This is a genomic window from Rhodanobacter glycinis (genome assembly GCF_006438785.1).
Taxonomy (GTDB): Bacteria; Pseudomonadota; Gammaproteobacteria; order Xanthomonadales; family Rhodanobacteraceae; genus Rhodanobacter; species Rhodanobacter glycinis_A.
Window position 1 is genome coordinate 57238 of the sequence record NZ_RCZB01000004.1, and the last position, 17062, is coordinate 74299.

Genomic DNA, 17062 nt, shown 5'->3' on the forward strand with positions numbered 1-17062 from the left:
TTCGACAAATTCGCAATTTATGACGATCGCCCTATATATCTGAACTCTCCAGTCTGCTATTTTGCCGGCCCGGTGCTCCCTTGCCCAGGCTATCCCCTTGTCCCTTCTTCTGTCTGATGCGAAACCTGTCTCGTTCGTCGGCTGCGCTTTCACGCTGCTGGCCGGTCTGGCGCTTGCCGGTTGCGCGGTGGGCCCCGACTACCGGCGCCCCGACGCCCCATCGGTGGACCGCTTCACGGCACAGCCACTGCCGGCCGGCACCGCGGCAACGAAGGTTGCCGGCGGCGACGCCCAGCGTTTTCTGCAAGGCCGCGACGTGCCGGCGCGCTGGTGGACGACGTTCGGGAATGCCGAGCTGACCCGCCGGGTGAACACGGCGCTGAGCCACAGTCCCACCGTGGCGTCGGCCCAGGCGGCCCTGCGCCAAGCGCAGGAAAATGCCAATGCGGCACGCGGCGGATTGTTCCCCTCGCTGGACGCCGGCGCCGGCGCCACCCGCCAGAAGCAGTCCGCCGCGCAGTCGGTGGGTCCCGCCGGACGCGGCCCGTTCACTGTCTACAACGCCTCGGTCAGCATCGGCTACACCCTCGATCTGTTCGGCGGCGTGCGCCGCGGGATCGAGGCGCAACTGGCGCTGGCCGACTACCAGCGCGCCCAGCTCGACACCACCTACCTGACCCTGGCCGCCAACGTGGTCACCGCGTCGCTGCAGGAAGCCTCGTTGCGCGAGCAGCTGCGCGCGACCGAACAGATCCTGGACATCCAGGGCAAGAGCCTGCAGATCGCCCGCCAGCAGCAGCAGATCGGCTCGAAGTCTCTGTCCGACACGCTGGCCGTGCGCTCGCAGGTAGCCGCCACCGAGGCCACCCTGCCGCCACTGCGCGCCCAGCTCGCCGCGACGCGGAACCAGCTGGCGACCTACCTGGGCACCACGCCAGCGCAGCTGGAGCTGTCGCCGCTGACGCTGGATGCGATCGGCCTGCCGCGCGACATCCCGGTCAGCCTGCCCTCGGGCCTGGTCGAGCAACGCCCGGATATCCGTGCGGCTTCGGCACAGCTGCATGCAACGTCGTCCCAGGTCGGCGTGGCCACCGCGGCGATGCTGCCGCAGATCACGCTCTCCGGCAGTGCCGGTTCGCAGGCGTTGCGCGCAGGCGATTTGTTTTCCACCGGCACCGGTGCCTGGTCGCTGGGCCTGGGCCTGACCCAGCCGCTGTTCCATGGCGGCGAGCTGCTGCATAAAAAGCGTGCCGCGCAGGCCGGCATGGACAAGGCCGTGGCGGACTGGCAGCAGACCGTGCTGGTCGCGTTCCAGAACGTCGCCGATGCGCTGCAGGCGCTGCAATACGATGCCGAAGGACTGGCCGCGCAAGCCGCCGCCGAAAGCGCGGCATCGCAGCAGCTCGCGCTCACCGACCGCCAGTTCCAGCTCGGTTCGACCGGCTATCTCAATCTGCTCGATGCCCAGCGCAGCTACCAGCAGGCGCGCATCGCCCTGATCCAGGCGCGCGTCGCGCGCCTGGCCGATACCGCCGCGCTGTATGCCGCCCTCGGTGGTGGCTGGCGCAGTGATGCCGGCATGGCCAGCCCCGCGGCAAACACGCCCACCCCACCCACTGCACCCCACTGAGGAGTTCGCGCATGCCTACGCGCGTCGACAAAAAGCCCAGCACCACCAAGCGCATGATCTGGATGATCGTTGGCGTGCTGTTGTTGATCGCGCTGATCGCCGGCATCAAGGTGCTGCTGGTCATGCGCATGATCCACAACATGCCGAAGCCGGCGCCGTTCACGGTCAGCACCACCACCGCCCGCGAACAGCCATGGCAACCCGCGCTGAGTGCCGTCGGCACCCTGCGTGCGGCCAACGGTGCCGACCTGGCGATGGATGTGGCCGGTCTGGTCACCGAGGTGAATCTGAAATCCGGCCAGGACGTGAAGCAGGGCCAGGTGCTGGTGCAGCTGCGCGACGGCGACGACGTGGCCCAGCTGCAACAGCTGGAGGCGGCGGCCCAGCTGTCGCAGCTCACCTTCGAGCGGGCGCGCAAGCAACTTGCGGCGCAGGCGATCAGCAAGGCCGATTACGACACCGCCGCCGCCGATCTCAAGGGCAGGCAGGCCGCGGTGGCGCAGCAGAAAGTGGTGGTGGCCAAGAAGCAGCTGCGCGCACCGTTCGCCGGCCGCGCCGGCATCATCACTACCAGCCCCGGTGACTATCTCAGCGCCGGCACCACGGTGGTGACGGTGCAGCAGCTCGATCCGCTGTTCGTCGATTTCTACGTGCCGCAAAGCGAACTGGGTCGCATGCAAGTGGGCCAGGCGGTGAACCTGAAGCTGGATGCGTATGCCAGCCGCGGTTTCAGCGGCAAGCTCAGCGCGATCAGCCCCAAGGTCGATCTGGGCACGCGCAACGTGCAGGTCGAGGCGACCGTGCCCAACCACGACAAGGCGCTCACCCCGGGCATGTTCGCCAAGGTCAGCGTCGACGTCGGTAACGAGCAGCCCCGGCTGACGCTGCCGCAGGCGGCGATCGTCTACAACCCGTATGGCGACACCGTGTACGTGGTGCAGCCGCCCAAGGGCAAGGACGACAAGGGCCAGCCGCTGCCGCCCACGGTGAAGCAGACCTTCGTCACCGTCGGCGAGACCCGCGGCGACCAGGTGGCGATCCTCAAGGGCATCGAGCCCGGCACCGTGGTCGTGACCAGTGGCCAGATCAAGCTGAAGAACGACGCGCCGATCGCGATCGACAACAGCGTGAAGCCGGCCGACAGCGCCCATCCCGCGCCGCAGGAGCACTGAGCGAACGCCATGAAATTCACCGACCTGTTCATCAACAAGCCGGTGCTGGCGGTGGTCGTCAGCCTGCTGATCCTGGTACTCGGCGTGCGCGCCGTCAGCAGCCTGAGCGTGCGCCAGTACCCGAAGACCGAGAACGCCACGGTTACCGTCACCACCGCTTATTACGGTGCTGACGCGCAGACCATGGCCGGCTTCATCACCCAGCCGCTGGAGCAGGCGATCTCGCAGGCGCAGGGCATCGACTACATGTCCTCCAGCAGCGTGCAGGGCGTGTCCACCATCACCGCGACCTTGCATCTGAACTACGACGCCAACCGCGCCCTGACCGAGATCACCACCCAGGTGAATTCGGTGAAGAACCAGCTGCCGCCGCAGGCGCAGCAGCCGGTGCTCAACGTGCAGACCGGCGAGACCATCGACGCGATGTACATGGGCTTCTACAGCGATGTGCTGCCCACCAACAACATCACCGACTACCTGGCGCGCGTGGTCAAGCCCAAGCTCGATTCGATCGATGGCGTGCAGACTGCCGAGCTGCTCGGCGCGCGCCAGTTCGCCCTGCGCGCCTGGCTCGACCCGGCCAAGATGGCGGCGCATGGCATCACCGCCACTGATGTGAACACGGCGCTGGCCTCCAACAACTATCTGGCCGCGGTTGGCTCCAGCAAGGGCCAGGCGGTGACGGTCGACCTGACCGCCGACAGCAACCTGCATTCGGTCGACGAGTTCAAGCAGCTGGCGATCAAGCAGGTCAACGGAGCGATCGTGCGGCTGCAGGACGTAGCCACGGTCTCGCTGGGCTCGGAAAGCTACGACTTCAATGTGGCCTTCAGCGGCAAGCGTTCGGTGTTCATCGGCATCAAGGTCGCACCCGACGCGAACGTGCTGGACGTGGCCAAGCGCGTGCGCGAGGCGTTCCCGGAAATCCAGAGCCAGCTTCCCGGCGGGCTGACCGGGCAGATCGTCTACGACGGTACCGAGTTCGTGAACAGCTCGATCAACGAGGTGGTCAAGACCCTGGCCGAGGCGCTGCTGATTGTCACCCTGGTGATCTTCCTGTTCCTCGGCAGCCTGCGTGCGGTGATCATCCCGGTGATCGCGATGCCGCTGTCCCTGGTCGGCACCTTCTTCGTGATGCTGGCGCTGGGTTACTCGATCAACCTGCTGACCCTGCTGGCGCTGGTGCTGGCGATCGGGCTGGTGGTGGACGACGCGATCATCGTGGTGGAGAACGTCGACCGGCACATGAAGGAGGAGGGCAAGACGCCGCTGCAGGCCGCCTTGCTCGCCGCGCGCGAGCTGGGCGGACCGATCCTGGCGATGACCGTGGTGCTGATCGCGGTGTACGTGCCGATCGGTTTTCAGAAGGGACTGACCGGCGCGCTGTTCAGCGAATTCGCCTTCACCCTGGCCGGCGCGGTGACGGTGTCGGCGGTGGTCGCGCTGACCCTGTCGCCGATGATGGCCTCGAAGTTCTTCCGCAACGAGCAGGAGAGCGGCCGCTTCGTGCAGTTCATCGATCGCCAGTTCGATCGCGTGCACCACGGCTATCAGCGCGTGCTGCACAACACGCTGTCGACCAAGTCGGTGGTCATCGTGATGAGCGCGCTGCTGCTGCTGGCCACCATTGCACTGGGCATGACGGCGCAGTCCGAACTGGCCCCGGAAGAGGACCAGGGCATCGTGGTCGGCCAGATCGTGGGCGCACCGAACACGACGGCGCAGCAGATGAATGTCTATGCGACGCAGATGTTCGATCTGTCCAGGCAGTTGCCGGAATACGAGCAGATGTTCCAGCTGACCGGCGTGCCCACCATCAACCAGGGCATCGGCGGCGTGCTGTTCAAGCCGTGGGACCAGCGCCACCGCAGCGCGCACGAACTGCAGCAGGTCCTGCAGCAGAAGTGGAACGGCATCGCCGGCGGCCGCGTGGCCGCGTTCCAGTTCCCGCCGCTGCCCGGCGCGTCGGGCCTGCCGATCCAGGTGGTGATCACCACCACCGAGCCGTTCGAGAACCTCAACGAGGTGGCTTCCCAGGTACTGCAGAAGGCGCAGGCCAGCGGCAAGTTCTACTTCGTCGACTCCGACCTCAAGGTCGACAAGCCGCAGGGCACGGTCAGCCTCGACCGCGACATGATCACCACGCTCGGGCTGACCCAGCAGGACGTGGGTGCCGCGCTCGGCTCGGCGCTGGGCGGCGGCTACGTCAACTACTTCTCGATCTCCGGCCGCTCGTACAAGGTGATCCCGCAGGTATTGCAGGCCGACCGGCTCAACCCGAACCAGGTACTGGGCTACTACATCCGCGTGCCGGACGGCTCGGTGATCCCGGCCTCGACCGTGGCCAAGATCACGAGGCAGGTGGTGCCGCAGTCGCTGAACCGCTTCCAGCAGTTGAACTCGGCCACGATCTCCGGCGTCAGCGGGATGTCGCAGGGCGACGCGCTGACCTACTTGCGCGATCTGGTGAAGGAGGTGGCGCCGACCGGCTTCAACGTCGACTACGCCGGCCAGTCGCGCCAGTTCACCCAGGAGTCCGGCGGTTTCGGCGCGACCTTGCTGTTCGCCGTGATCATCGTGTTCCTGGCCCTGGCCGCGCAGTTCAACAGCCTGCGCGATCCGATCGTGATCCTGGTCTCGGTGCCGCTGGCACTGTTCGGCGCGCTGATCTTCGTCAACCTGTTCACCAGCCTCAACATCTACACCGAGGTCGGCCTGGTGACCCTGATGGGCCTGATCAGCAAGCACGGCATTCTGATCGTGCAGTTCGCCAACCACTCGCAACTCGCCGGCATGTCCAAACGCGAGGCGATCGAACACGCCGCGGCGGTACGCCTGCGGCCGATCCTGATGACCACCGCGGCGATGGTGCTGGGCGTGCTGCCGCTGGTGATCGCCTCCGGCGCCGGCGCGGCGGGCCGTTTCAACATGGGCCTGGTGATTTCCACCGGCCTGGCGATCGGCACGGTGTTCACCTTGTTCGTGGTGCCGGCGTTCTACCTGCTGCTGGCGGCCGATCGCCACGGCGGCGAGCCGTCGGATGATCCGCGACTGGAGGAGTCGACGGCGCAGGCCTGAGCGACAGACAGAAGAAAGGCGCGGTCACCCGCGCCTTTCTTCTTGCAGTGTCCGGCGGCGATGCTGGACAGGGCAATGTCCTTTCAGTTCAGTTGCGCGACTGCAGCTTCGACAGCAGGCGCAGCAGTTCCAGGTACAGCCAGACCAGGGTGACCACCAGCGCGAACGCGCCGTACCACTCCATGTATTTCGGTGCGCCGGACTGGGCTCCGGTTTCGATCATGTCGAAGTCGAGGATCAAGTTGAGCGCCGCGATCACCACCACCACCGCGCTGAACGCGATGCCGATGCCGCTGCTGCCGTTGATGAAGCCCATCGAGTGGCCGAAGAAGCCCATCGCGAAGTTGGCCAGGTACAGCAGCATGATGCCGCCGGTGGCGGCGACGATGCCGAGCTTGAACTTCTCGGTGGCGCGGATCAGCCCGCTGCGGTAAGCCAGCAGCATCGCGGCCATGGTGCCGAAGGTCAGCGCCACCGCCTGCATCACGATGCCGGGGTAGCGCAGCTCGAAGATCGCCGACAGCGCGCCGATGAAGACACCTTCGACCAGCGCATACAGCGGCGCGGTGACCGGTGCCCAGGTTTTCTTGAACGCGGTGACCAGGCCGAGGATCAGCCCGCCGATCGCGCCGCCAAGCACCAGCGGCAACATGGCCGGCGCGCTTTCCGCACCGCTGAACCGGCTCCAGCTGAACATGGCGCCGACCAGCACCAGGATCAGCAGCAGGCCGGTCCGGTTGACCGTGCCGTTGATCGTCATGGCCTCGTCGCCGTGCGCGACGAGCGCGCCGCTGGCGGCGTCGAGGAAGGTGTTCTTGTTGAGCGCCGGATTGCCGCTTTGCATGAGGAAACTCCCGTTGATTGCCGACCCATCGTAGCCGGCCCGCCATCGGCTTGACAGCGCCTGCGCCGATACGTCGCTGCGCCGCCACGCGCAAACTACGCGACAATACGACCTTGCCGAATCGTGCGGAGTTCCGATGAATCCTTCCACCCTGCGTATCGCTACCCGCAAGAGCGCGCTGGCGCTGTGGCAGGCCGAGCACGTAGCCGCGCTTTTGCGCGCCGCGCATCCGGGGCTGGCGGTGGAGCTGGTGCCGATGAGCACGCGCGGGGACGAGATCCTGGATCAGCCGTTGGCCAGCATCGGCGGCAAGGGGCTGTTCCTCAAGGAACTCGAAGTGGCGATGCTGGAAGGCCGCGCCGACCTCGCCGTGCATTCGCTGAAGGACGTGCCCGCGCAACTCGAACCCGGCTTCACGTTGCCGGCGATGTTGCCGCGCGCGGACGCGGCCGATGCGTTCGTCAGCAACGACTGGGCGGATCTCGCGGCGTTGCCGCGCGGCGCGCGGGTGGGTACGTCATCGCTGCGCCGACAGGCGCAGTTGCGCGCACTGCGGCCAGATCTGGTCCTGCTCGACCTGCGCGGCAATGTGGGCACCCGGCTGGGCAAGCTCGACGCCGGTCACTACGACGCGATCGTGCTGGCCTGCGCGGGGCTGGAGCGCCTCGGCTTGGCGGCGCGCATTCGCTCGCGGCTAGCCGCACCGGACTGGCTGCCGGCGCCGGGCCAGGCCGCGATCACGATCGAGGCGCGCGACGACAACCCGACCGTGCTGATGCTGCTGGCCGCACTGGATGACGCCGATACCCGGCTCACCGTCAGCGCCGAAAGGGCGATGAATCACGCGCTCGGCGGCAGCTGCACGGTGCCGGTCGGCGCCTGGTGCGTGCTCGGTGAACACGGCCTGCACCTGCGCGGCATGGTCGGCGACGCGGCCAGCGGCCGACTGCTGCGGGCCGAGGCCAGCAGCCCCGGCGATCAGGCGCTGGCGCTGGGTCGCGAAGTGGCGGCGGCACTGCTGGATCAGGGCGCGGGCGAGTTGCTCGGGCTGTGACGACGAGCGGTCGAAGTCGCGCCATCTGTTGCATTTGTTTTCCGCGCCCCGCTGCATGACAAACGGCCCGGCAGCTTGCGCCACCGGGCCGTCATGAGCAGCCGCTGCTGGTCAATTCAGAAGCTGTAGACCAGATTCGTCGTGGTCAGTGTGTCCATCTTCTTGGTGCCCGGCAGCACGTCGCTGTTGTGGCGCACCTGGAAACCGACCTTCAGCGCGAGCTTCCTGGTCATGCTGACGGCCAGGCCGGCATCGTTTTGCAGGTAGGTGTTCTTCGAACCCGCTTCCATCAGGAACGTGTCCTCGAACGCGGTGTTGTCGGTGAGCTTGTACTTGTAGTTGATCAGGCCGCGGGCCACCATTTCGCTCTGGGTCTGCTGCCGCTGCGGCACCAGCGCGCCACCGACGACCGTGTCGACATCGGCCGGGCGGTAACGCTTGTAACCGGGACCGATTTCGAACGACAGTTCGTTGCGCTCGTCTTTCAACGCGATGTAGCCGTAGCCGAGCGAGACGATGCCCTGCCACAGATTGGCGCCGAAATCGTCGTGCTCGTAACGGGCGGCACCGACGATGTAGCTGCGCGGATCGAGCTTGTAGCCGACCGAGGCGCCGCCGTCATAGCGGTTCGCGGTGGTGTTGAACTGCTCGATGGTGTTGCCGGCGGTATCGACCACTTTCTGCTGGCTCTTGGAGCGCAGCGCGTCGACGAAGAAGCTGTTCTTCCACTGCTCGTTTTCCTGGTTCAGGCCGAGCTTGGCATTGATGTTTTGCGAGCGCGAATTGCCGGTGGCCGAGGCAAAACCGAATTCGCCCGAGCCACTCCAGCCGCCATTGCTGGTGGCGGCGGTGTCGGTGGCGCCATCCTGGGCCTGCGCGGCAAAGCTCGCAAAGGCGGCCAGCAGCAGGCCGGCGATCAAGGTCTTTTTCATCGGGGGGACAGTCCATTTGTTAAACAATCGTAGTGCGCTACCTTAACGGCATGGCTTGAACTCGCAATGAATGAGGCCGGCGTCTGGCCGATCGATCAGCCGGCTGCGCCGCGCACCAGCAACGATTCATACAGATTCCGCTCCAGACATTTGCCCAGCAGACAGCTGGGCACGGCCAGCGCCGCAGCGATCAGATCGATGCCGTCATGCCGGGTCAGCAACAGCGCGATGCAAGGAATCACATAGGTGAACAACGCGGCCACGAAACGCGCCGGGCGCAGCGCATATTCACGCGCTGCACCACCATGGGTGGCTGAGCCGGCCAGCGATTGCCAGGCCAGGCCCTCCAGCAGACCCAGCAGCAGGGCCAGCGCCAGCAGCAGCATGATCCACGGATACAGGCCGCGCGGAGTCGTCAACTCACCCAGCGCCAGCACGCATAGCCACAGCCACAAGCCACCGGCATAGCCGGCGAAGACCAGCCGGCTGATCGGCAACGAAACTGCCGCGCGCTGCGCCGACGGCGACAGCTGGCAGCAAAAGCGATAGCCGGTGTAGGCCAGGCTGGACAGGCTGCACAAGGTCAGCGCGGCGCCGGCCAGTCGCGTCGCCCAGAAGATGTTGCCGCCGCGAGCCAGTCCCGCCACGGCCAGCATCGGCAGGTACGCCGCCAGCGCCAGCAGCGCTGCACGGTTCGGCCGACTGCCGCGCCGCGGACGCCAGCCATACCAGTCCGATGCGCCACGCCACGGCAGACAGGCCACCAGCAGGCCGGCGCTGATCAGCAAGGTGCCGACAGACAGCGGCACCAAGGTGCCGTTGCGACCCGCCGGATACAACCCGAGCAACAGCGCCAGTCCCAGCCATGCCCACAAGCCGTAGCCGCTGGCCGCCAGGATCCGCCACAGGGGCGCCGCCGACTCCACACGCCAGTACATCATCGGCATGTCGGCATCATTGGCGGACGGGGTGGTGTTGGGTAATCCGCGAACAGGTTGCATGAGTGAACCGGCTTGGGCCAGAAAAATCGGGGCAGGCGATCGCGCCGGGCAATCTGCTTGCGCATGGTGGGCTTGCGGGTACCGCAGGCCGCACCCATGCTACAACGCTGCACCCACGCATGCCTCGACGAAACACCATGGATCGCTACGAACGCATACTGACCCTGCATCGGCTGTTGAAATCGGCACACTATCCGGTGCCGCTGTCGCGCCTGCTCGGCGAGCTGGAATGCTCGCGCGCCACGCTGTACCGCGACGTGGCGTTCCTGCGCGATGCGCTGGGCGCACCAATCGAAAGCGCCGGCACCGACCAGGCCGCATTCCGCTATGAAGTCGGCGAGGGCGAGAAGTTCGAACTGCCCGGGCTGTGGCTGACCTCCGACGAGCTGGCCGCGCTGCTCGCGTTGAACGAACTGATCAGCCGCTCCGGCCCAGGCGTGCTGGCCGGCGCGCTGGCGCCGTTCAAGGCGCGCATCGAGGGCCTGCTGTCCGATCAAGGCAGCGGCAAGGCGCTGCCGATCGAGCGGATCCGGGTGATCCCGTGGGGCGAGCGCAAGCTCGACCAGCAGGTGTTCCGCATCGTTGCCGGCGCGGTGCTGGAGCGCAAGCAGCTGCGCTTCCGCTACCGCGCACGCACCACCAATGCCGACAGCCGGCGCACCGTGTCGCCGCAGCGGCTGACCCATTACCGCGACAACTGGTATCTGGACGTGTGGGATCACGATCGCGAAGCGTTGCGCAGTTTTGCGGTCGACCGCATCGTCGAGGCGCAGTCGCTGGATGATGCTGCCACCGATGTGGCGGAGAACGACCTCAACGAGTTGCTCGCTTCCAGCTACGGCATCTTTGCGGGCAAGCCGAAAGCGTGGGCGACCATCCGCTTCTCGCCGCATGCCGCGCGCTGGGTCGCCGACGAGCACTGGCATTCGCAGCAGAAGGGTGAGTGGCTGCCCGATGGCCGCTACGAATTGAAGGTGCCCTACTCCAATTCAAAGGAGTTGCTGATGGACGTGCTCAAGTACGGGCCGGACGCGGAAGTGGTGGCGCCGCTGCCGCTGCGCGAGGAAATGAAGATCCTGCTGCAGCTGGCCCTGGGCGGCTATCGCTCCGAATTGAGTTGATCCTGTTCAATGGCCCGGCAGCGGATGGAACGGCCAGAAGATCGGGATCAGCCACATCGACAACGCACAGAACAGCGCTATCAGCGGAATGCCCACCTTCATGAAATCGGTGAAGCGGTAACCGCCGGCGTAATACACCATGGTGTTGGTCGGATAACCGACCGGCGTGGCAAACGAGGTGGCGGCGGCAAACGCCACGGCCACCACGAACGGCCGCGGATCGACGTGGGTGGCCTGGGCCACCGTGGCGGCGATCCCCACCATCAGCACGACTGACGGGTTGTGTCCCATCAGCTCGGTCAGCAGCGCCGTGAGCAGATACACCATCAGCAGCGCGGCCAGCGGGCCGTGGCCACCGACCAGATGCATGGCGGCAGTCACCACCACCGCCGACAATCCGGTCTTCTCGATCGCCAGTCCCAGCGGCAGGATGGCGCCGAGCAGGATGATGATTTTCCAGTCCATTCCCTCGTAGACATCCTTGCGGCCGAAACAGCCGCCCAGCGCCATCGCGACGGCACCACACAGCGCAGCGATCGGAATCGGCAGCCAGTGCATGCCCGAGACCAGTACCACGGCGGCCATGATGGTCGCCGCCAGCAGCGCCTTGCGCGACATCCCGCGGACGTCTTCGCGCTCGTTGAGCACGATAAACGCCTCGTCGTTGCGAAGTTTCGGCATCGTCGCTTCGTCGACCAGCACCATCAGCACGTCGCCGACCGCCAGGCGTGTCTCGCTGAGCTTGTCGCGCAGCACCTCGCCGCGCCGGTTCAGCGCCAGCGCGGTCGCGCCGTAGCGCCAGTCCAGACCGATCTCGGCCAGATTGCGGCCCTCCATCGGACTGGCCGGCGCCACCATCATCTGGGCCAGCACGCGGGGCTGATCGCCCTCCGGGGCATAGCGGCGCTCCGGCGCGTTGTGCAGCTTGGCCTTGCGCTGGAACTCCTCGATCTTTTCCCAATCGCCGCGCACCAGCAGCACGTCGCCCGCCTCCAGCTTCTGTTCGCGCGGCGACCACATCTGCCGCTCGCCGCGCAGCAATTCCAGCGGATACACGCCGAACTCCTCACCCAGCCGCGCATCGGCAATGGCCGTACCCAGCAAGGGCGACTCGTCGCTGATCTCCAGTTCGGCCACGTACTTGCCGGCCTCGACGTCATCGGGCAGCGCCGCGTCGATATGTCGTGGCAGCAGGTGCCGGCCGATCAGCATCAGGTAGATGATGCCTGCCACCGCCAGCACCGCGCCCATGCGGGTGAACTCGAATACGCCGAACGGCACCATGCCGTGCTTCTGCGCCAGGCTGTCGGCGAGCAGGTTCGAGGACGTTCCGATCAGCGTGCACACGCCGCCCATCTGCGCGGCATACGCCATCGGCATCAGCACGCGTGCCGGCGAGGTACCGGTGCGCTGGCACACGCGCAGGGCCAGCGGCAGGAACGCGGCGACCAGCGCGATGTTCTTGACGAAAGCGCCCAGCGGTGCAATCGCCAGCATCATCGCCAGGGTCAGCAACCAGGGTCGACGGATCCTCATCAGCAGGCGGGTCAGCGGATCCAGTACGCCAGAACGTTCGATGCCCAGGCTCAGCGCGAACATCGCCGCCACCGTCACGGTGGCCTCGTTGCTAAAACCGGACAAGGCCTCGACCGGGCTCACGATACCCAGCACCACCAGCGCTCCCAGCACGATCAGCGCAACCAGGTCGATGCGCACCTTTTCGCTGGCGAACATGCCCATCGCCGCCACGATGATCGCCACCGTGACCCACGCCTGCCAGCTCATGCAGCCACCCTTGCCCCGGCGCGGATCCGACGTGTGTACTGCAGAGTGGAATGGCTATCGACGGACATGATGGCGTGCGCGCTTGTCTTGGTTGAGGTGCATCATGGCGGGAAGTCCTGCCGGGTTCACCGCAGTCGACTTCAACACAGACCACCGCCCACATGCCGTGATGATCGAACGATGCCCACAGATACCCCACTCCTCGCCCCCGCCGAACCTGCAGTAGCACCCAGGCCGACGGTCGCGCTGGCGCTGGGTGCCGGCGGTGCAAAGGGTCTGGCGCACATCGGCGTCATCGAGGAACTCGATGCCCAGGGCTTCGAGATCGTGGCGATTGCCGGCAGCTCGATGGGTGCGCTGATCGGCGGCATCTACGCCATGGGCAAGCTCGACATCTATCGCGACTGGGTTTGCGCACTGGCCAAGTTCGACGTGCTGCGGCTGGTCGACTGGACGTTCTCCGGCGGCGGCCTGATCAAGGGCGAACGGATCATCGAAACCCTGCGCACGCTGATTGGTGACATCCAGATCGAGGATTTGCCGCTGACGTTTACCGCGGTAGCCACCGACCTGGACCGCGAGCGCGAGGTGTGGCTCACCCGCGGCTGCCTGTTCGATGCCATCCGCGCCTCGATCTCGATACCCACGGTGTTCCGCCCGCATACCATCGACGGCCGACGGCTGATCGACGGCGCCCTGCTCAACCCGGTGCCGGTGACGCCGCTGATTCGCGAAACGGCCGACTACCTGCTGGCGGTGAGCGTCGATGGCCCGGCACTGGCGGCCACACCGCCGCCGCCCAGGCCCGAGCCCGGTACCGAAGGCAGCTACCGCCGCCGGATCGGCGGCTTCATGAACCGGCTCATGCCGCACGGCGAGAGTCATCCCGCTGTACCGGGCACGTTCGACCTGCTCGCCCAGTCGATGGATCTGATGCAGGCCAACCTTTCGCGACTGCGCCTGGCCGCCTACGAACCCGACCTGCTGATCCAGCTGCCGCGCAACATGGCCAGCGCCTACGAGTTCTACCGCGCGCGCGAGCTGATCGAACTGGGTCGCGAGCAGGCGCGCACGGCACTTGCCAACTGGACCCGAGCGGGCACTCCGAAGCGCGACACCTGAGCACTGCCTCGTCTCAACGCGGCCCGTGCGTATGCAGCCAGCTGTCGAGATAGGCCTTCAGCGCGACCGCATTGTTGTGTTCCTCGTCGCTGGCGCCGTAGAGCAGGGTGACCGCATGCCGCGTCGAGTGCTCGGCCAGCGGTCGCCAGTGTTCGGCCAGTGCATCCAGCTCGCTGGCATAGCGGTGCCGGAAGCCATCCCATCGCGCCGGGTCGTGCCCGAACCATTGTCGCAACGCGGTGGACGGCGCCAGTTCCTTGGCCCACAGGTCAAGCGGCACCGCGTCCTTCTTCAGCCCGCGTGGCCACAACCGGTCGATCAGCACGCGGTAGCCATCGGCTTTTGCGGCTGGTTCGTAAACACGTTTGGCGGTGATGCCCATGGGTGGCGGTCTCCCTCGTGATCCGGCCCGCAAATATTCTTGCGTGCCCTTCGCTTCATCGCCGGCGCCGGCAAGCGGGGCGGGATGTTGAGCGGAAGACTCCAGCATACGTCGAGCAGATCAACCCGGCGTGATCTGGATCAGAGTTCCTCGACCCGGGTCACCTTGCCGCGACGCATCAGCCACGCGACGCCGCGCAGATCGGCCAGCCCGACCCACAGCCGGTCCAGCATGCCGTACTTGGACACACCGGCGGTGCGCGGGCGATGGCCCACCGGCACGCTCTGGCTCTGGAAACCGGCGCGCTTGACCAGCGCGGGCAGGTAACGATGCATGTGGTCGAAATACGGCAGGCGCAGGAACACCTCGCGATCGAACAGCTTCAGGCCACAGCCGGTATCCGGGGTGGCATCCCTGAGCATGCGCGAGCGCACCGCGTTGGCGACCTTCGATGAGATGCGTTTGTTGAAACTGTCGCGGCGGGTCGTGCGCCAGCCGGCGAACAGCCGCGTCTGCGCCGACGCGCCATTGCGCGCGGCGAGCAACTTGGGAATGTCGGCCGGATCGTTCTGGCCGTCGCCATCCAGTGTGGCGATCCACGGCGACTTTGCTTCGCGCACGCCGTTCCAGACCGCGGTGCTCTGCCCGCTGCGGGTGACGTGATGCAACACGCGCAGTTCCGGGTGGCTGGATTTCTGCGCAGCCAGCACCGCCCGGCTGTCGTCGCTGGAATCGTCGTCGACATAGATGACTTCGTAGTCGACCTGACCACGCAGGGCGGCGGCGATCTCGGCGAGCAGCGGCGGTATGTTGTCGCGCTCGTTGAAGACGGGGACGACGACGGAAAGTTGCGGCATGGGGAAAGCCTTTCAGCGGGGGCAACGGCTGCATTCGACGCAGCAGCTGCGCAGTTTAATGCCAAGCGGCTGTGCTGTTGCTCTCTCTCTCCCATCGAGAGAGGGCTGGGATGAGGGTGCGGGGCTTGCGTGAATGTGAGTTGTACGCTTCGCACCCTCAACCGTCGCTGCGCGCCACCTTCATTCGCGCCATCCATGGCACTCCCCCTCCGGGCGGCTGCGCCGTGCAAATCGGCGATCCTGCCGACTTATCTTCCACAGGGAGAAAGGAAAAACGAGATCAGCGGATCTTGCCGAGAATCCCGTCCAGTTCGTCGTTGCTGTGATAGTGGATCACCAGCTTGCCACGGCCTCCGCGGCCCTGGGCCAGCTCAACGCGGGTGGCGAAGCGTTCGCTGAGCTGGCGTTCGAGGTCGGCGATGTTGGCATCGCGCGACGGCGTGCTTTTGGCCTTGCCCTTCGGCGCCTGCTGCGCACGGCGGGCGGCTTCTTCCAGCTCACGCACGCTCCAGCCGTTGCGTGCCGCTTCCAGCGCCAGACTTTCGGCGTCGCGCTCGGGCAGGGTCAGCAGGCAGCGGGCGTGGCCCATTTCCAGCTTGCCTTCGTCGAGCAGTTTCTTGATCGAGGCAGGCAGTTCGGTAAGGCGCAGCAGGTTCGACACCGCGGCGCGCGAGCGGCCGACCGCGTCGGCGGCCTGCTGATGGGTGAGGTCGAAATCGTCGATCAGCCGCTTCAGCGCGTCGGCTTCTTCCAGCGGAGTGAGGTCCTGGCGCTGGATGTTCTCGATCAGCGCCATCGCCGGCACGGCTTCCTCGGAGACCTTCTTGATCAGCGCCGGGATCTCGCCCAACTGAGCGCGCTGCGCTGCCCGCCAGCGGCGTTCACCGGCGATCAGCTCGTAGCTGTTCTTGCCGATCTCGCGCACCACCACCGGCTGGATCAGGCCCTGCGCCTTGATCGACGCGGCCAGTTCGTCCAGCGCCTCGTCGTTCCAGTGCCGGCGCGGCTGGTACTTGCCCGGCTGGATCTGCTGGATCGGCAGCATGCGCAACTCGCCTTCCTGTCCGATCACCGATGGCGAACCCTCGCCATCGCCGCCGAGCAGAGCATCGAGCCCGCGTCCCAATCCACGTTTTTTCGCAGCAGCCATGCGTTATTCCTGATGGTTGGCGGCCGGCGCCTTGAGCGTCGGTCCGCTGTCGCCGTGCGCTGGCGCGGACGCCGCCGCTGGCTCGATGTCGTCGACCGGATCAACGCGATCGGTACGGGTCAGCGCGCGTTCGCGCCGGATGATCTCGCCGGCCAGGCCGATGTAGGCGATCGCGCCGCGCGAGCTGCGGTCGTACAGATGGATCGGCTGGCCGTGGCTGGGCGCTTCGGCCAGCCGCACGTTGCGCGGGATGATCGAGCGCAGCACCTTGTCGCCGAAATGCTGGGTGAGCTGGGCCGAGACCTCGTTGCCGAGGTTGTTGCGCACGTCGTACATGGTCCGCAGCAGGCCTTCGATCTCCAGCTTCGGATTCAGCCGGTGACGCACCGCCTTGACCGTGTCGAGCAGGCTGGACAGGCCTTCCAGCGCGAAGTACTCGCATTGCACCGGGATCAGCACGCCATCGGCGGCGGTCAGCGCGTTCAACGTCAGCAGGTTCAGCGACGGCGGGCAGTCGATCAGGATGGTGTGGTAGTTCGGCGAGATCTTCGCCAGCAGTTCCTTCAGCCGGTGCTCGCGTGCCAGCGCATCCATCAGCTTCAGCTCGGCCGCGGTGAGGTCGCCATTGCCCGGCAGCAGGTCGTAATGCGCGTCGGTCGGAACGATCGCCGCGGCGATCTCCACTTCTTCCAGCAGCACTTCGCAGCCACCCGGCTTGGCATCGCGCTTGTTGATGCCCGACGCCATCGTCGCGTTGCCCTGCGGATCCAGGTCGACCAGCAATACCTTGCGCTTCGCGGCGGCCAGCGCAGCGGCAAGATTGACGGCAGTGGTGGTCTTGCCGACGCCGCCTTTCTGGTTGGCGACAGCGATGATGCGGGCCATGGATGGATAGCTACCGTACGCGGGAGAGGGTTAGTGTAATGCCTCACTC

General features: G+C 66.3%; 14 protein-coding genes. 6 read left to right on the plus strand and 8 right to left on the minus strand.

Annotation, left to right across the window (positions count from 1 at the left end):
• Nucleotides 1-97: 97 nt before the first annotated feature.
• From EAH75_RS14225 to EAH75_RS14235, 3 genes are read left to right on the plus strand one after another with little or no spacing between them, the layout of a single operon-like run.
• On the plus strand, nucleotides 98-1630 hold the full coding sequence (locus EAH75_RS14225; RefSeq protein WP_240046202.1) for an efflux transporter outer membrane subunit: 1533 nt from the start codon (nucleotides 98-100) through the stop codon (nucleotides 1628-1630).
• Nucleotides 1631-1641: 11 nt separating this feature from the next.
• Nucleotides 1642-2802 (plus strand): efflux RND transporter periplasmic adaptor subunit, encoded by a 1161-nt coding sequence (locus EAH75_RS14230; protein WP_140651470.1) that lies wholly within the window; start codon nucleotides 1642-1644, stop codon nucleotides 2800-2802.
• Between the two features lie 9 nt (nucleotides 2803-2811).
• Nucleotides 2812-5880 carry an efflux RND transporter permease subunit gene (locus EAH75_RS14235; protein WP_140805937.1) on the plus strand — a complete coding sequence of 1023 codons (3069 nt, stop codon included), beginning with the start codon at nucleotides 2812-2814 and terminating at the stop codon, nucleotides 5878-5880.
• Between the two features lie 88 nt (nucleotides 5881-5968).
• Here the strand turns inward: EAH75_RS14235 and EAH75_RS14240 are convergent, their stop codons facing one another.
• Complete coding sequence (locus tag EAH75_RS14240; RefSeq protein ID WP_140805939.1) at nucleotides 5969-6724, minus strand: Bax inhibitor-1/YccA family protein; 756 nt, start codon at nucleotides 6722-6724, stop codon at nucleotides 5969-5971.
• Nucleotides 6725-6860: 136 nt separating this feature from the next.
• On the opposite strand from EAH75_RS14240, the gene hemC reads away from it, so the two are divergent.
• A complete protein-coding gene (hemC, locus tag EAH75_RS14245) occupies nucleotides 6861-7778 on the plus strand; it encodes a hydroxymethylbilane synthase (RefSeq protein ID WP_140805941.1) in 918 nt (305 codons plus the stop codon).
• 116 nt (nucleotides 7779-7894) lie between these two features.
• Here hemC and EAH75_RS14250 read toward each other — a convergent pair whose 3' ends face one another.
• A complete protein-coding gene (locus EAH75_RS14250) occupies nucleotides 7895-8710 on the minus strand; it encodes a DUF481 domain-containing protein (protein ID WP_140651478.1) in 816 nt (271 codons plus the stop codon).
• A 95-nt stretch (nucleotides 8711-8805) separates the two neighbouring features.
• Complete coding sequence (locus EAH75_RS14255; RefSeq protein ID WP_161596306.1) at nucleotides 8806-9657, minus strand: hypothetical protein; 852 nt, start codon at nucleotides 9655-9657, stop codon at nucleotides 8806-8808.
• Between the two features lie 191 nt (nucleotides 9658-9848).
• On the opposite strand from EAH75_RS14255, the gene EAH75_RS14260 reads away from it, so the two are divergent.
• Complete coding sequence (locus EAH75_RS14260; protein WP_140651482.1) at nucleotides 9849-10832, plus strand: helix-turn-helix transcriptional regulator; 984 nt, start codon at nucleotides 9849-9851, stop codon at nucleotides 10830-10832.
• Nucleotides 10833-10838: 6 nt separating this feature from the next.
• Here EAH75_RS14260 and EAH75_RS14265 read toward each other — a convergent pair whose 3' ends face one another.
• Nucleotides 10839-12617 (minus strand): SLC13 family permease, encoded by a 1779-nt coding sequence (locus EAH75_RS14265; RefSeq protein WP_140805943.1) that lies wholly within the window; start codon nucleotides 12615-12617, stop codon nucleotides 10839-10841.
• A gap of 180 nt (nucleotides 12618-12797) precedes the next feature.
• On the opposite strand from EAH75_RS14265, the gene EAH75_RS14270 reads away from it, so the two are divergent.
• A complete protein-coding gene (locus EAH75_RS14270; protein WP_140805944.1) occupies nucleotides 12798-13739 on the plus strand; it encodes a patatin-like phospholipase family protein in 942 nt (313 codons plus the stop codon).
• Between the two features lie 13 nt (nucleotides 13740-13752).
• On the opposite strand, the gene EAH75_RS14275 is transcribed toward EAH75_RS14270, so the two are convergent.
• The 4 genes from EAH75_RS14275 to EAH75_RS14290 all read right to left on the minus strand — a co-directional run bounded on the left by EAH75_RS14275 (nucleotide 13753) and on the right by EAH75_RS14290 (nucleotide 17013).
• Nucleotides 13753-14121, minus strand: a complete 369-nt coding sequence (locus tag EAH75_RS14275) for a DUF488 domain-containing protein (RefSeq protein WP_140651489.1) — start codon at nucleotides 14119-14121, stop codon at nucleotides 13753-13755.
• Nucleotides 14122-14261: 140 nt separating this feature from the next.
• Nucleotides 14262-14978 carry a glycosyltransferase gene (locus EAH75_RS14280; protein ID WP_140651491.1) on the minus strand — a complete coding sequence of 239 codons (717 nt, stop codon included), beginning with the start codon at nucleotides 14976-14978 and terminating at the stop codon, nucleotides 14262-14264.
• A 280-nt stretch (nucleotides 14979-15258) separates the two neighbouring features.
• Complete coding sequence (locus EAH75_RS14285; RefSeq protein WP_170212226.1) at nucleotides 15259-16128, minus strand: ParB/RepB/Spo0J family partition protein; 870 nt, start codon at nucleotides 16126-16128, stop codon at nucleotides 15259-15261.
• Nucleotides 16129-16131: 3 nt separating this feature from the next.
• Nucleotides 16132-17013 carry a ParA family protein gene (locus tag EAH75_RS14290; RefSeq protein ID WP_140651494.1) on the minus strand — a complete coding sequence of 294 codons (882 nt, stop codon included), beginning with the start codon at nucleotides 17011-17013 and terminating at the stop codon, nucleotides 16132-16134.
• Nucleotides 17014-17062 lie beyond the last annotated feature (49 nt).

Bases quoted from the DNA above. Each gene is read 5' to 3' on its own strand.
- EAH75_RS14230 (WP_140651470.1), top strand. From the start codon at position 1,642: ATGCCTACGCGCGTCGACAAAAAGCCCAGCACCACCAAGCGCATGATC.
- EAH75_RS14235 (WP_140805937.1), top strand. From the start codon at position 2,812: ATGAAATTCACCGACCTGTTCATCAACAAGCCGGTGCTGGCGGTGGTC.
- EAH75_RS14240 (WP_140805939.1), bottom strand. From the start codon at position 6,724: ATGCAAAGCGGCAATCCGGCGCTCAACAAGAACACCTTCCTCGACGCC.
- hemC (WP_140805941.1), top strand. From the start codon at position 6,861: ATGAATCCTTCCACCCTGCGTATCGCTACCCGCAAGAGCGCGCTGGCG.
- EAH75_RS14250 (WP_140651478.1), bottom strand. From the start codon at position 8,710: ATGAAAAAGACCTTGATCGCCGGCCTGCTGCTGGCCGCCTTTGCGAGC.
- EAH75_RS14255 (WP_161596306.1), bottom strand. From the start codon at position 9,657: ATGCCGATGATGTACTGGCGTGTGGAGTCGGCGGCGCCCCTGTGGCGG.
- EAH75_RS14260 (WP_140651482.1), top strand. From the start codon at position 9,849: ATGGATCGCTACGAACGCATACTGACCCTGCATCGGCTGTTGAAATCG.
- EAH75_RS14265 (WP_140805943.1), bottom strand. From the start codon at position 12,617: ATGAGCTGGCAGGCGTGGGTCACGGTGGCGATCATCGTGGCGGCGATG.
- EAH75_RS14270 (WP_140805944.1), top strand. From the start codon at position 12,798: ATGCCCACAGATACCCCACTCCTCGCCCCCGCCGAACCTGCAGTAGCA.
- EAH75_RS14275 (WP_140651489.1), bottom strand. From the start codon at position 14,121: ATGGGCATCACCGCCAAACGTGTTTACGAACCAGCCGCAAAAGCCGAT.
- EAH75_RS14280 (WP_140651491.1), bottom strand. From the start codon at position 14,978: ATGCCGCAACTTTCCGTCGTCGTCCCCGTCTTCAACGAGCGCGACAAC.
- EAH75_RS14285 (WP_170212226.1), bottom strand. From the start codon at position 16,128: ATGGCTGCTGCGAAAAAACGTGGATTGGGACGCGGGCTCGATGCTCTG.
- EAH75_RS14290 (WP_140651494.1), bottom strand. From the start codon at position 17,013: ATGGCCCGCATCATCGCTGTCGCCAACCAGAAAGGCGGCGTCGGCAAG.